Origin of the sequence: Pseudactinotalea sp. HY158, assembly GCF_009660225.1 — a bacterium.
Taxonomy (GTDB): Bacteria; Actinomycetota; Actinomycetes; order Actinomycetales; family Beutenbergiaceae; genus HY158.
Genome location: NZ_CP045920.1, coordinates 1,955,181 through 1,969,877, shown reverse-complemented (window position 1 = coordinate 1,969,877; position 14,697 = coordinate 1,955,181). Strand labels below are relative to the sequence as shown.

Genomic DNA, 14,697 nt, shown 5'->3' with positions numbered 1-14,697 from the left:
AAAGAGCGATGACCACGACCACCCCCGAGGTGCCCCCCTTCCGCTACACCGCCGAGCTGGCGGGTGAGATCGAGCGAGCGTGGCAGCGGCGGTGGGAGCGGGACGGCACGTTCCACACGGCGAACCCGGACGTGGGCGGCGCCGGCGACCTGCCCGAGAAGTTCTACCTGCTCGACATGTTCCCCTACCCCTCGGGCAAGGGGCTGCACGTGGGACACCCGCTCGGGTACATCGCCACGGACGTCGTGGGCCGCTATAAGCGCATGACCGGCGTCAACGTGCTGCACGCGCTCGCCTACGACGCGTTCGGCCTGCCCGCCGAGCAGTACGCGATCCAGACCGGTCAGCACCCGCGCACGACCACCGAGGAGAACATCGCGGTCATGCGGGAGCAGCTGCGCCGGCTCGGGCTGGCGCACGACGACCGGCGCTCCTTCGCCACGACCGACGACGACTACGTGCGCTGGACCCAGTGGATCTTCCTGCAGATCTTCGACTCGTGGTTCGACCCGGACGCCGTCGCCCCGGACGGCAGCGCCGGGGCCGCCCGCCCCATCGGCACCCTGATCGACCGGTTCGCCGCGGGCGTCGTCACGTTGCCCGAGCCGTTCGCGGCGCGCTCCTGGGGCGACCTGACCCCGGCGGAGCGGGAGGAGGCGCTGGGTCACTACCGACTCGCGTACGTGGCCGACGTGCCGGTGAACTGGTGCCCGGGACTGGGCACGGTGCTGGCGAACGAGGAGGTGACCGCCGACGGGCGCTCGGAGCGCGGCAACTTCCCGGTGTTCAAGCGCAACCTGCGCCAGTGGATGATGCGCATCACCGCCTACGGCGACCGGCTCGTGGCCGACCTCGACCGCCTCGACTGGCCCGAGAAGGTCAAGGCGATGCAGCGCAATTGGGTGGGCCGGTCCGCCGGTGCGACCGTCACCTTCACCCTCGACGAGGGAACCCAGGCGGTCGACGTCTTCACCACCCGCCCCGACACGCTCTTCGGCGCGACGTTCATGGTGCTGGCGCCCGAGCACCCCGCCCTCGACGCGCTCGTGCCCGCGGCGTGGCCCGAGGGCACGAAGGACTCCTGGACGGGCGGCGAGGCCACCCCGGCGGCCGCGGTGGCCGCCTATCGGGCCCAGGCCGCCGCCCGGACGGAGGCGGAGCGGACGAACGCCGAGCGCGACAAGACCGGGGTGTTCAGCGGCGTCTTCGCCACGAACCCCGTGAACGGCGCGCCCCTGCCCGTGTTCATCGCCGACTACGTGCTCATGGGCTACGGCACGGGAGCCATCATGGCCGTGCCGGCTCAGGACGAGCGCGACTGGGAGTTCGCCACGGCGTTCGACCTGCCGATCGTGCGCACCGTGCAGCCCCCGGAGGGCTTCACCGGTGGCGCCTACACCGGCGAGGGCGCCACGATCAACTCCGCGAACGCCGACCTGTCGCTCGACGGCCTCGACGTCGCCTCCGCCAAGACCGCGATCATCGACTGGCTCGACCAGCACGACCTGGGGGAGGGCACGGTCACCTATCGCCTGCGCGACTGGCTCTTCTCCCGGCAGCGCTACTGGGGCGAGCCGTTCCCTGTCGTCTACGACTCCGACGGGCGGGTCGTGCCGCTGCCGGAGGAGCTGCTCCCGGTCACGCTGCCCGAGATGCCCGACTTCAGCCCGAAGTCCTACGACGACGACGACGTCACCTCCGAACCGGAGGCACCGCTCGGCCGGGCCGGCGACTGGGTCGAGGTCGAACTCGACCTGGGGGAGGGCCCGAAGACCTACCGGCGCGACACGAACACGATGCCCAACTGGGCGGGTTCGTGCTGGTACGAGCTGCGCTACCTCGACCCGGACAACGAGTCGTTCGCCGTCGACCCGGGCCTCGAGCAGTACTGGATGGGACCGCGCACCCTGCCGGACGGCACCTCGAGCACCGGCGGGGCGGACCTGTACGTCGGCGGCGTCGAACACGCCGTGCTCCACCTGCTCTACGCCCGGTTCTGGCACAAGGTGCTCTACGACCTCGGCCACGTCTCCTCGGTCGAGCCGTTCCACAAGCTCTTCAACCAGGGCTACATCCAGGCCTACGCCTTCACCGACGCCCGCGGTGCGTACGTGCCCGCGGAGGAGGTCGTCGAGCATCCCGGCGACGACGGGAACCCGACCTACACCCACGACGGCGCGCCGGTGACCCGCGAGTACGGGAAGATGGGCAAGTCCCTCAAGAACATGGTCACCCCGGACCAGATGTACGCCGAGTACGGCGCCGACACCTTCCGGGTGTACGAGATGAGCATGGGCCCGCTCGACCTGTCGCGGCCGTGGGAGACCCGCGCCGTCGTCGGCGCGCACCGCTTCCTGCAGCGGCTGTGGCGCAACGTCGTCTCGGAGGAGAGCGGTGAGGTCACCGTGGCCGATGAGCCGATGGACGACGGCACCGCCCGGGTGCTCGCCCGCACCATCGCCGATGTCCGGGTCGAGTACGAGGCGATGCGCCCGAACACGGCCATCGCCCGCCTCATCGTGCTCAACAACCACCTCACCGGCCTGGACCGGGTGCCCCGCGCGGCGGTCGAGGCGCTGCTCGTCATGACCGCCCCGGTGGCCCCGCACATCGCCGAGGAGCTGTGGAGCCGACTCGGCCACGCCGAGACGCTCACCTACGAGCCCTTCCCCACGGCGGACGAGGCGAAGCTCGTGGACGAGACGGTCACGTGCGTCGTCCAGGTCGCCGGCAAGGTGCGCGACCGGCTCGAGGTCTCCCCGGACATCTCGGCCGACGAGCTCGAGGCGGCCGCGCGGGCCTCGGCGGCGGTCGCCCGGGTGCTCGACGGGCGCGGTATCCGCAAGGTCATCGTGCGCGCGCCCAAGCTCGTCAACATCGTGCCGGGCGAATAGTCGAGTAGGCGAGTGGGTGAGGCGGCGACCGACGGGTCGCCGGCGCGCATGCCGACCGTGCCCGTGATCCCGGGGGAGCCCTACGACGGCCCGCTCGCGCTCGAGTGCGCGCACTTCCGGCGCGACGAGTGCCGCTCGTGCACGCTGCTGCCGCTCGAGCCGGACGAACAGGGCTCCCGGGCGATGCGGCGGCTGCGCGGCCTGCTCCCCGATCCCGGGATCGAGTGGTCGGCGCCGGTCCGCTCGGCCGCCGGGGGCTTTCGCACCAAGGCGAAGATGGTCGTGACCGGCACCTCCGAGCGCCCGGTCCTCGGGCTGCCGGGGGCGCCCGGCACGGCGCCGGCCGATCTGCGCGACTGCCCGCTCTATCCGCCCGAGCTCACGGCCGCCCTCGAACACGTCGCCTGGTTCATCACCCGGGCCGCCCTCCCGCCCTATCGGGTGGACCGGCGCCGCGGCGAGCTCAAGCACGTGCTCCTCACGCTCGGCCGCGGCGAGGACTCGGCGGGGCGCCTCATGCTCCGGTTCGTGCTCCGCTCCGAGGCCGCGCTGCCCCGGATCCGCGAGCACCTGCCCGCCCTGCTCGAGCGCATCCCCGGCCTGGAGGTCGTCTCCGCCAACCTCCATCCCGCCCACGCGGCCACCCTCGAGGGGGAGCGGGAGATCGTCCTGACCGAGGCCGCCACCCTGCCCGTCGACCTCGGCGGGCTGACGTTCCACGTGCGCCCGCGCAGCTTCCTGCAGACCAACCCCGCCGTCGCGGCCGAGCTCTACCGCCAGGGCGCGGACTGGGCCGGCGCGGCCCAAAGCGTCTGGGACCTGTACTGCGGGGTCGGGCCGTTCGGGCTGCATGTCGCCCGGGCCGACCCGTCCCGGGAGGTGGTCGGGGTCGAGACGAGCCGCGAGGCCGTCGACTCCGCCCGCCTCACCGCACGGTCCGCCGGCCTGCGGGCCCGCTTCGAGGTCGCCGACGCCACGAGCTGGGCCATCGAGCAGCCGGCCGGGCCCGACCTGGTCATCGTCAACCCGCCCCGGCGCGGCATCGGCACCGCCCTGGCCTCCTGGCTCGACGCCTCGAGCACCGGCGCCGTGCTCTACTCCTCCTGCAATCCGGCCAGCCTCGCCCGCGACCTGGCCCGCATGCCGCAGCTGCGCCCCGTGCGGGCCCGGCTCTTCGAGATGTTCCCGCACACGGCCCACAGCGAGGTGCTCGTGCTCCTGCGCCGCGCCGCCTGAGCCGCGCCGCCCGCCGCGAGGAGGATCCACAGCGCGGCCCGTGATGGACCGTCGTCCACAGCCCGCGACCCGGCCCGGGTGCCGGGCGGCCGCGGCGCCTAGCGTGGCGCGCATGGATCCATTCGAGCCTGCGGACGACGCAGCTCGCCCCGCGCGCGCCAGGTCCCGCCTCTGGTGGGCGACCCGGCCGGGCATCGCCATCAAGGCCGGGGTCGTGCTGCTGGCCGTCGGGCTCGCGGTCACCGGCTGGCTCCTGCTGCGGCCCCCGCCGGGGCAGATCCAGCGTCCGCCCCTCCCGGCGGCGGCCGGGGTCGACGACGCGGCGGGGCCGGATCCCGCGGACCGGACCGGCGGGTCCGCGAACGCGCACGAGCCCGGAGCCGGTGGGCCGCCCGACCAGGGAGCCGGTGGGCCGCCCGACCAGAGACCGGGCGACACGGGCGACACGGGCGACACGGGCGAGCTCATCGTCCACGTCGCCGGAGCGGTGCTCGAGCCGGGGCTCGTCACGCTGCCGGCCGGGGCACGGATCGCCGATGCGCTGACCGCCGCGGGCGGGAGCCTGCCCGAAGCGGCACTGGACGCAGTCAACCTCGCCGCCCCGGCGCGCGACGGCGAGCAGATCTACGTGCCCACGCGGGAGGAGGGGGCGCCGCCGGCCGCCCTCGGGGGCGAGGGCGGAAGCGGGGGAGCGGCGCCCGCGGGCCCCGTCGACCTCAACACCGCGGATGCCACGCAGCTCGAGACGCTGCCGGGGATCGGGCCGGTCACGGCCGCGAAGATCCTCGGGTGGCGCGAGGCGCACGGCCCGTTCGGCGACGTCTCGGACCTCCTGGCCGTGCCCGGGATCGGTCCGGCGACCCTCGCCGAGCTCGAGGGGAGGGTGCGGGTGTGACGCGGCCACTCCGGCGCGGGGGCGACGGGCCATGTCCGTCGCGCTGACCCCGGTCGACCTGCGGCTCGTGGCCCGGCCGCGCCCGCCCCGGGCCCGGCACCGGCCCGCCTGGGTGGGCTGGAGCCGGATGACCGTGCTGCTCGCCTGCGTGATCGCGAGCGTCGGCGGTGCGGTCGTCAGCGCCGCCGTCATCGCCCGCGAGCGGGCCGTGGCCCCGCTGGCGGGGGTCTCGGGCACCGTACACGCCCGGATCGCGGCGGAGCCGCGGGAGCTGCGGAGCAGGCCCGGCAGCTACGGCGTGTCGGTCGAGGTGCGCGAGGTGGACCTCGCCGGCCCGCCCGAGGTGGTCGCCCCGATGACGGCCCTGGATGCCCGCGTCGACCGCCTCCGGGAGGGCCTGCGCAGGCAGGTGGCCGACCTGCCGCCCTTCGCGCGCGGGCTCGTTCCCGGCGTGGCGATCGGCGAGGACCGGGCCCTGCCCGACCGGATCGCGGAGGCGATGCGCACCACGAGCCTCACCCACCTGACGGCCGTCTCGGGCAATAAAAAATCGTCCAACCTAGCGAAGTGCGCAAATGTATTACACCCGGTCAGAGGCGTAATACATACCCACCTCAGTTGGTAACGTTGGTGGTCGGCTCGCACCTCACTAGGTTCGCCAGTACGCCAGAGAATCCTCCCCTCGTCCTGCCCCTTCCATATCGCGCAGGTTGGTTCTCGAGTGGCTGGGTCCGCAGCGCGCTAGGTGCGGACCCTCAAGACGAGGGGCGCACTCACGCAGGCAGGGCTCGTCAATCACCAGTTGGTTCCGCTTCGGATGATTCTTGTGGGATGTCCTCGACGAGTCCGTTCGGGCCGTACCAACGTGTCTCTCCAGTCGTGTGCTTGACCTTGCCGATGAGGCGGGTGCTCAGATGCCACTCAGTGAGGTCGGGCTCGTTGTGGGCTGCATCGGGTCGGAAACCCCAGCGGCGATGCCCATCGCGGCGTACATCCGGAGCGGCATAGTTCGCCGGCATCGGGCCGTCTCCGCTGACAGCGCACAAAGATTGCCGTACGTACTCCACATAGTTCAGGAGATCACTAACGTCACGCTGTCGCAGGTTCTCTGTGCGCTCGCCTTGTTCTGACTGGTTGAAGCGGACCATCCAGGCCAGCGCTTCCCAGCGCGCATGCAACTCCGGCGGAAGCGCGTGTGCATGGCTGGAGCCTGCTTGCAGAAGGGTTGAGACGCGCTTCTTCCGGCCTGTGTGCACATCGGCCGTCGCTGGCACTCGAGCGAAGGATGCCGTTCGTTGATTTTCGTCTCCATTGATCGTCGTGAAGTCAGCGAGTGCAACGAGCAACTGATCCGCTGCGAAAGACTGTCGCCTGAGCTCATCGGCGAGTTTTGACTCTCGCCGCTCTTCCGCCGCAAGCTCGGTTTCGTGCTTCAACACCTTCGCGGTTTGCCGCGAACCTACCCAGGCAGACAGGACGCCGCCCACGATCGCGCCCAGTAGGGCAGCCAGCATTTCAGTCATGCCGAGCAATGTATCTTTCGCCACTGACACGCCCGCCCTGGAGGCAGGCTCGGGAACGGTCAGCCCACTGCAGGTGGCTCCATAGATGGGGAACGGAACGCAAGCTCCGCCAGCTATCCCAACGCCTCGTCAACGGACCGACGCACCTCGCCGGCGAACTGATCGATCAGATCCTGGGCCGCCGCTCTGGTGTCTGCCTGCTGCAGGCAATCAGCGATTGAGCTCTCCCTGAACACGATCTCGTGCCCTTCTCCGTTGCTGTCAGCAACCAGGATCAATGCACCGACCCCGTTCTCATGGGGGCGTGCTGCCACCTCGACGGGAGTGTCCGGCAAAAGATCCTTGGCGACCTCTGCGATGGCTGCGCGAACGACGTTGTCCCGGTTGATCGTGAACAGCGGGCCGATCATCGCAGGTCCTCGAAGGGGTCGATGACGCTGTGCACTCCGTGCTCGGGGCAGACGAAGGCGATGCGCACGCCCAGGCCGTCCGCGCCGGCGCTTGGGTCGGGGTGGCAGTCCCCGCCGCACTCGGAGCAGGTCCGGTAGTCATCGTCCTTGGGCACGCGGATGTCCATGCCGTCCGGGCCGTCGAGTTCGTCGTACTCCATGCTGTCGACTCTATGCGCCCGGTAGTGGCGGTGGCCAGCACGAGCGCCGCGCTGGCAGCTGCCTATCGCTGGTCTTCTTCGAATGCCTTGAGCAGTACCCCCAGTTGCGCTTCGCCCAGCGGGGGAGCGGCCTCGGCCGGTCGCTTCACCTATGCCAGCTAGCTCGGATCATCGTTGCCCGACACTGGGCCCTGGCTCCGCTGGCGCGGCCGGCGCGTGGGCGCGGGTTCGGTCGATCGCTGCTTCCGGTCCGACTGCTGCCCAGCTGCCTGGATGATCGCCTCGCGGACTGCCGTGGAAGCCTCGGTGCCATCGCTGGTGAGCTATGCCAGTGCGCTCCGCGAAGCCGCATCGAGGCGCACCGAGATGTGGCTGGGACGAGACTCGTCGGTGGGTGGTCTCGCCAGCGGATCGTCGGCGGCGGGTCGATCGTGTCTCCCTCGTATACGAGTAGATCTTGAGGTCAATCGTAACCAGAAGTTGTCGCCTCCTGGAAGCGATAAGTGCCTGGAACTGATGACTTCCTGCCTTGACGCTTGATATGTGGCCATCTCCTTGAAGTCGACGCTCGGCACGCAAGTGCGCGAGATCCGTCGTGCCCGCGGGTTGACCCAGGAGGCGCTGGCCGAGCAGCTCGAGGTCTCGCCCCGGTACCTCGCCGGCGTCGAGCGCGGCGAACGAAACCTGACACTGGACTCAGTCGACGCGCTGGCGGAGCAGCTCGGCGTGGAGGCGAGGTCGCTGCTGGGCTGACCGACCCCGGGCTGTGGCGGGGCCCGCCCCTGGACGGTCGCCCGCGTGTGTCGGAGCCCATTGGTAGGATGCAGCGCATATGCACCTGCCCGCATAAATTCGGTTTGGTCGTCGAATTCCTATTGTCGAGAGTTGCGGAGAATTTTCAGTCGTGTCAGTCCTTTCCAGCTTCGTGTGGAGTGTCGCCGACACGCTCCGGGGCCCCTACAGCGAGGCCGAGTACGGTTCGGTCATTCTTCCCTTAACCGTGTTGCGACGCCTCGAGTGCGTGATGGAGCCGCACCGCGAAGTCATGGCCGAGATCGTCGGGAAGCACGAGGGTGAGCAGCAGCGGCGCACGCATCTGAAGCTGCGGACACGGAGCGACGATAGCGCTGGTTTGTCCTTCTGGACGACCAGCAACTACACCTTGAAGAGAGCTCTGCAGGACCCGGATAACTTGGCCCCGAACCTGATCGACTACGTCGGCGGTTTCTCCGCGAACCTGGACGTGTTCAAGTCCTTCAACTTCGAGAACATCATCCGCACCCTCGATACGCGTGACCGGCTGGCCCAGGTGACCCGCCACTTCGAGAAGATCGACATGTCCCCGGCAGCTGTGTCCAATGCCGACATGGGTGACCTGTTCGAGAACCTCATCTACCGCTTCGCCGAGTCCGCCAACGACGGCGCGGGACAGTTCTACACGCCCCGCGACGTGGTGCGCTTGCTGGTCGACCTGATCTACGACGAGGACACCGACGCGCTGCGCGAGCGCGGCACCGTGCGCTCGATCTACGACCCGACGGTCGGCACCGGCGGCATGCTCACCGTCGCCGACGAGCACCTACATGACCTCAACCCCGGCGCGTCGACCGCGCTGTTCGGCCAGGAGATCAATCCCCGCACCTACGCCATCTGCAAGGCCGACCTGCTCATCAAGGGCCAGGATCCGTCCAACGTCCGCCAGGGCGACACCCTGGTCGTGGACCGATTCGAGGACCTGCGCTTCGACTACGTGCTCTCGAACCCTCCGTTCGGCACCGACTGGAAAGCCGTCGAATCCGACGTGAAGAACGAACACGCCCGCGGCGGCCAGTGCCGCTTCGCACCGGGCCTGCCCGCCGTCGGCGATGCGGCGATGCTGTTCCTGCTGCATGTTGCGTCGAAGATGCGCGACGTCGACGAGACCGGGCGCGGCGGCAAGGCCGGCATCGTCCTCAACGGCTCCCCGCTATTCAACGGCGGCGCGGGATCGGGGCCGTCCGAAATCCGCGGCCACATGCTGGAGAACGACCTTGTCGAGGCGATCGTCGCGTTGCCGAACGACATGTTCTACAACACCGGCATCGCCACCTACCTATGGATCCTGTCGAACGCAAAGTCCGACGAGCGCAAGGGCAAGATCCAGCTCATCGACGCCACCGGTCTCGGCTCGAAGCTGCGCAAGTCCATCGGCTCCAAGCGCGTCGAGGTCTCGGAGGCTGACCGCGACCGTATCGTGCAGGCTTTCGCTGGCACCCAAGCCGAAGATGACAATCCTGATGTTCCGGTAAAGGTGTTCTCCAACCGAGACTTCGCCTACTGGACCATCACCGTCGAACGCCCGCTTCAATTGCGCTTCCAATGCACGCCGGAGGCGATCAGCGCTGTGGCCGAGCACAAGAAGCTCGGCAAGGTCGAGGGCCTTGTAAACGCGCTCGAAGCGTTCGGCGACGAGGCCTACCTGAACCGCGAGAAGTTCAACAAGGCCATCGGCAAGCACCTCGGTGACCACAGCGTCAGCCTAACCACGGCGCAGCGCAAGACGCTGTGGCAGACGATTGGCGTCCACGACGACACCGCCGATTACTGCCGCGTCGCCACTGGCAAGAACAAGGGCGAGATCGAGCCCGACCCCGCGCTGCGCGACACCGAGAACGTCCCGTTCGGCTGGGGCGGCCGCCCCAAGACCCACGAAGCCTTGAGAGAGACAGTGCAGGCGTACTTCGACGCCGAAGTGAAGCCCCATGTCGACGATGCCTGGATTGATTGGGACAAGACGAAGACTGGCTACGAGATCCCGTTCACCCGACACTTCTACACCTATGAACCACCTCGACCGCTGGCCGAGATCGACGCCGACCTCGAACGAGTCGTCGGCGAGATCATGGGGCTACTGCGCGAGGTGGAGGCGTGAGCAACGCGCGATACCCGTCATACCAGTCCTACGACTCGCCGACCTTCGACAAGTTGCCCGCTCACTGGCGCGTCGTGCGTGGACGGCACCTAATCAAGATCCATACCGGTTCAGGTGACACCGTGGATGCCGACGAGATTGGGGAGTTCCCGTTCTATGTTCGTTCGGACTCACCGTTGAGGTCATCTGGATGGGAGTTCGATACCACGGCAGTTCTCACCGCAGGCGACGGTGCCGGGGTTGCTAAGGTCTTCCACTTGGTATCGGGCAAGTTCATGGCTCATCAGCGCGTGTACGTGCTTCACGACTTTCGCGGGGTGACGCCCGAGTTCTTCTTCTATGCCTTCAAGAGCATGTTCCACTTGATGGCGCTCGACGGCAGCGCCAAATCGACCGTGGACTCCGTACGGAGGCACATGATCGCGGACATGCCTTTCGGGGTCCCTCCCCTCGACGAGCAGCACGCCATCGCCGACTACTTGGACCAGGAGACGGCCCAGATCGACGCGCTCGTGGCCAAACAGGAGGAGTTTATCGGGCTGCTCCGGGAGCGGAGATCCGCACTCCGTGACAACGCGCTAACTAATGGTCCTATCGCCGGCCAGAGCATCGAAGTGACAGAAAGCGCCTTCCTTCCGGAACTACCGGATGGTTGGCGCGCTGTTCCCACACGACGTGTGCTTGCGTTTGGGCCGTCCAATGGAGTTTCGCCTGAGGCTGGACGTGTTGGTGACCTGCGCTCGTTGTCCATCGGCGCGGTTCGCAACGGTCAGGTAGTGCTTTCCGATGATGTCACGAAGTTCATTGACCGCTCTGCGGTGAGGGATATTCCACGCCTGCGACTCGTCTCTGGCGACGTGCTCATTGTCCGCGGTAACGGCAACATCCGCTTGGTTGGCCGGGCTGGTCTGGTCGGCAATGGGTTCGACAGTGAGGAGTACATCTATCCCGATCTCCTAATGCGTATCCGCACTGGTCTTAGCATGCTTCCCGAGTTTTTCGTGGAAGCATTTGAATCTCCCGCGAGTCGAAATCAAATCGAGCTACTGGCCCGGACGACTGTGGGAACTTATAAAGTATCAGCTGCCGATATTCGGACTATCGTGTTGCCCCTCCCGCCCATCGAGGAGCAACTCGCCATCGTCAAGCACATTAATGAGCAGAAAAGGCAGATCGACACCCTCATTTCCAAGGCCGAAGGACACGTCGCTCTAGCGAAGGAACGTCGCTCGGCATTGATCACTGCCGCGGTCACAGGGCAATTCGACGTTCGCACTGCCAAGAAGGGGGCCCGAGTCTGATGGCATCGCCAGACGGTACACGCGAGGAGGCGTTCGAGACCGAGATCGCCGAGTACCTGGCCGCACACGGCTGGGAGTACAGCCCAACTGACGACGGCTACGACGCCGAGCAGGCGATCTGGCCCGAGGACGTGCACTGGTGGTTGAGCGAGACCCAGCCCGACGAGTACGCCAAGGTCGTGCGCGTGGGCACCGGGGCCGAGGCCGCCGACCGCGAAGCGCTGCTCGCTTCCCTCGTGTCCCGTTTGGGCACCCCGATGAGCTCGGGCGGCGGCACGCTGAATGTGCTGCGCCGCAAGTTCTCCCACACTCGGGGTGCGACCGCGCACCTACGGATGTGTCAGTTCAAGCCGGCCACGTCGCTGAACCGCGAGGTCAACGAGCACTACGGCAAGGTCCGCCTGCGCGTGGTGCGCCAGGTGCACTTCTCCCCGAAGCGCGGGGACTCGCGTTCCATCGATCTGGTGTTCTTCGTCAACGGCCTCCCGGTGGCAACCTGTGAGCTGAAGTCGTTCTTCAAGCAGGAGTGGCGCAGCGCCGTCACCCAGTACCGCAAGGACCGCAACCCGGCCGGCCAGCCGTTGCTCGGGTTCGGCACCCGCGCGCTCGTGCACTTCGCCGTGGACGACGACCAGGTGCACATGACGACCAAGCTTGCGGGCGAGAAGACGTACTTCCTGCCGTTCAACCGCGGTCACGACGATACCGGCGCGTCGGGCAACCCTGCGAACCCGAATGGCGCTGCGACCTCGTATCTGTGGGAGCAGGTGCTGCAGCGCGATACGTGGCTGGCGATCCTCGGATCGCAGATGTTCCTGAAGACCGAGACCGACGAGGACCCGGCCACTGGTCGGATCAAGCGGTCCACGGCACTGATGTTCCCGCGCTACCACCAGTGGCGCGCAGTGACGAAGCTCGTCCGTGCCATCGCCGAGGAAGGACCTGGCAAGCGGTACCTCATCGAGCACTCGGCCGGCTCGGGCAAGACCAACACCATCGCATGGACGGCACACCGGCTGGCCCGCCTGCACGACCAGGCGAACGAGAAGGCCTTCGACAAAGTCCTGATCGTCTCCGATCGCCGCGTCCTGGACGCACAGCTGCAGCAGGCCGTCGAACAGGTCGACGACACCGTCGGCACCGTCGCCGTCATCGACTCCGCCGCCGTGCGCCGTTCCGGCGGCTCGAAATCGCGCGCGCTGCTCGACGCCCTGACCGGCTCTGCCCTCATCGTCGTCGTCACCATCCAGACCTTCCCCTACGTCAAGGGACTGCTGGACACGACACTGGGCGACAAGAACTTCGCAGTGATCATCGACGAGGCGCACACGTCGCAGTCCGGCAAGACCGCCGGCGACCTGAAGAAGGTCCTCACCGATGGGGGAGAGGTCACTGACCAAGAAGAGCTCGATAGCCAGGATGTGGTCAACCAGGTGGTCGAGGCCGATGTGGCCCGGGAGCGGAAGATCGCGGCCGAGACCGCTGCGCGGGCTGGAGCCCGCAACGTGTCGCTGCTGGCGTTCACCGCGACGCCGAAGACCAAGACGAAGACTCTGTTCGGCCGTTTCAACGATCATGGCAAGCCCGTGTCGTTCGATGTGTACTCGATGCGGCAGGCAATCGAGGAGGGCTTCATCCTCGACGTGCTGCGCGGCTACCAGTCCTACAAGACCGCCTTCGAGATCGAACAGCATGCGGGCGACGGCCTGGTCACCAGCATCACCGCTGGCGACGACGAGCTGGTGGACTCGAAAGCGGCGACGCGCCAGATCATTCGCTTCGCCAAGCTGCATCCGACGAACGTCGGGCAGAAGGTCGAGATCATCGTCGAGCACTTCCGCGCCAACGTCGCCCACCTGCTCGATGGCCATGCCAAAGCCATGGTCGTCACCGACTCCCGCCAGGCGGCCGTGCGCTACAAGGTCGAGACGGACAAGTACCTGAAGCAGAAGGGCTACGGCTACCAGTCCATCGTCGCCTTCAGCGACAAGATCAGCGACGACGAATACGGGCTCGTCGACGCCACCGAGGCGAGCATGAACGCCGGCCTCGGCTCTGACCTGGCACGCGAGTTCCGCCGTCCCGAGTACCGGCTGATGCTGGTGGCCGACAAGTTCCAGACGGGCTTTGACCAGCCGCTGCTGTGCGCGATGTACGTCGACAAGAAGCTGCCCGACGTGCATGCGGTGCAGACGCTTTCGCGGCTGAACAGGACGTATCGTGCACCGTCGGGTGAGTTGAAGGACCGCACGTTCGTCCTCGACTTCGTCAACGATCCCGAGGAGATCCGCGAGGCGTTCCTGCAGTACTACACGGCAGCCCATGTCGAGACGGCCACCGACCCGAACCTCGTGCACCAGCTGGCGACGAAACTGGCCCAGGCGCGCATCTACACGCCCGCCGACGTCGAAAGGTACGGCGAAGCATGGTGGGCACCGGTGCAGTCCCACAGTGCGCTGACCGCGGCCGTGTCTCCGGCGCGGGATGAGTACATTGCCCGCTGGGCGAAGGCATCCGAGTCGCACGATTCTCAGGCTCGCGACGAGCTGCGCACCTTCAAGAAGGACTGCGGATCGTACGTGCGCCTGTACGACTTCATGTCCCAGGTTGTCGACTACGGGACCAGCGACTTGGAGAAGCTCGCAGAGTTCCTGCGCCAGCTCACCAGGCTGCTGCCGACAGACGACAGCGCGGTCGATGTCGACGTGTCCGGGCTCGAGCTGCGCCAAGTCCGGCAGATCGATCAGGGCAAGGCCGACATTGGTCTGTCTGGTGACCAGGACACCCCGGCACTGCCCGGGATTACCGGTGTTGGTTCCCACGTGTCACGGCAAGACCCGCAGCAGGAACTGCTCTCAGAAATCGTAGCCAGGATCAACGCGTTGTTCGGCGCGGAGTTTGCAGATCCCCAGATCCAGGGCTTTGTCGTTGCCGCCGCCGGGATGGCGGAAGAAGACCCGCGCGTCGCCGACCAGATCGATCACAACGCGCTCGACCAGTTCATGGCATCGCCTGAACTGCGGGAGATCCTGACCGACGCAGCAGTGCTCAACGAAGGAGCCTTCGGCAAGCTCACCGGCGCACTGACCGGTGAGAACGGTCGGGCCGACGAGTTCATCCGCCTGATCGGCCAGTACCTGTACCAATCTCGCCGAATGCGGATGACCGACGATGAGACGGATTCGGAAGACGGCGTGGCATCCGGCGAGGGCGAGTAGGCGATGGCGAAGAATCCTCCGCACCCGGCGATTCGCAGGGCACTCCAGGAATCCGACTCCGTGCCCTACTCCGACACGGACCGTGGCCCAGTCGGCCTGGAGCACGCGA

Annotated in this window: 11 protein-coding genes; 8 read left to right on the top strand and 3 right to left on the bottom strand. The window is 67.5% G+C overall.

The window, feature by feature from the left end; all coding sequences use genetic code 11:
- Window positions 1-8 precede the first annotated feature (8 nt).
- The 4 genes from leuS (at window position 9) to GCE65_RS08675 (ending at window position 5,650) form a co-directional block, all read left to right on the top strand.
- A complete protein-coding gene (gene leuS / locus GCE65_RS08690) occupies window positions 9-2,894 on the top strand; it encodes a leucine--tRNA ligase (RefSeq protein WP_153878110.1) in 2,886 nt (961 codons plus the stop codon).
- A gap of 12 nt (window positions 2,895-2,906) precedes the next feature.
- Window positions 2,907-4,130, top strand: a complete 1,224-nt coding sequence (locus tag GCE65_RS08685) for a methyltransferase domain-containing protein (RefSeq protein WP_228759855.1) — start codon at window positions 2,907-2,909, stop codon at window positions 4,128-4,130.
- 112 nt (window positions 4,131-4,242) lie between these two features.
- Window positions 4,243-5,025 carry a ComEA family DNA-binding protein gene (locus tag GCE65_RS08680; RefSeq protein WP_153878109.1) on the top strand — a complete coding sequence of 261 codons (783 nt, stop codon included), beginning with the start codon at window positions 4,243-4,245 and terminating at the stop codon, window positions 5,023-5,025.
- 31 nt (window positions 5,026-5,056) lie between these two features.
- Entirely contained in the window at window positions 5,057-5,650 is a 594-nt protein-coding gene (locus tag GCE65_RS08675) for a hypothetical protein (RefSeq protein WP_153878108.1), read from the top strand.
- A 166-nt stretch (window positions 5,651-5,816) separates the two neighbouring features.
- Here the strand turns inward: GCE65_RS08675 and GCE65_RS08670 are convergent, their stop codons facing one another.
- The 3 genes from GCE65_RS08670 to GCE65_RS08660 form a co-directional block, all read right to left on the bottom strand.
- A complete protein-coding gene (locus GCE65_RS08670) occupies window positions 5,817-6,548 on the bottom strand; it encodes a hypothetical protein (protein WP_153878107.1) in 732 nt (243 codons plus the stop codon).
- A gap of 113 nt (window positions 6,549-6,661) precedes the next feature.
- Window positions 6,662-6,958 (bottom strand): hypothetical protein, encoded by a 297-nt coding sequence (locus GCE65_RS08665; protein WP_153878106.1) that lies wholly within the window; start codon window positions 6,956-6,958, stop codon window positions 6,662-6,664.
- The gene (locus GCE65_RS08660; RefSeq protein ID WP_153878105.1) at window positions 6,955-7,158 is read right to left on the bottom strand and encodes a hypothetical protein; all 204 of its coding nucleotides are present in this window, start codon (window positions 7,156-7,158) and stop codon (window positions 6,955-6,957) included. Before GCE65_RS08660 ends, GCE65_RS08665 begins: the two co-directional genes overlap by 4 nt.
- 543 nt (window positions 7,159-7,701) lie before the next feature.
- On the opposite strand from GCE65_RS08660, the gene GCE65_RS08655 reads away from it, so the two are divergent.
- The 4 genes from GCE65_RS08655 (at window position 7,702) to GCE65_RS08640 (ending at window position 14,588) form a co-directional block, all read left to right on the top strand.
- Window positions 7,702-7,911, top strand: coding sequence for a helix-turn-helix domain-containing protein (locus GCE65_RS08655; protein WP_153878104.1), 210 nt, complete (start codon window positions 7,702-7,704; stop codon window positions 7,909-7,911).
- Between the two features lie 151 nt (window positions 7,912-8,062).
- Window positions 8,063-10,069: a class I SAM-dependent DNA methyltransferase gene (locus GCE65_RS08650; RefSeq protein ID WP_153878103.1), complete on the top strand. Its 2,007-nt coding sequence runs from the start codon at window positions 8,063-8,065 to the stop codon at window positions 10,067-10,069.
- Window positions 10,066-11,370, top strand: coding sequence for a restriction endonuclease subunit S (locus GCE65_RS08645; protein ID WP_153878102.1), 1,305 nt, complete (start codon window positions 10,066-10,068; stop codon window positions 11,368-11,370). The genes GCE65_RS08650 and GCE65_RS08645 overlap by 4 nt, the downstream gene beginning before the upstream one ends.
- Entirely contained in the window at window positions 11,370-14,588 is a 3,219-nt protein-coding gene (locus GCE65_RS08640) for a type I restriction endonuclease subunit R (protein ID WP_153878101.1), read from the top strand. The genes GCE65_RS08645 and GCE65_RS08640 overlap by 1 nt, the downstream gene beginning before the upstream one ends.
- Window positions 14,589-14,697 lie beyond the last annotated feature (109 nt).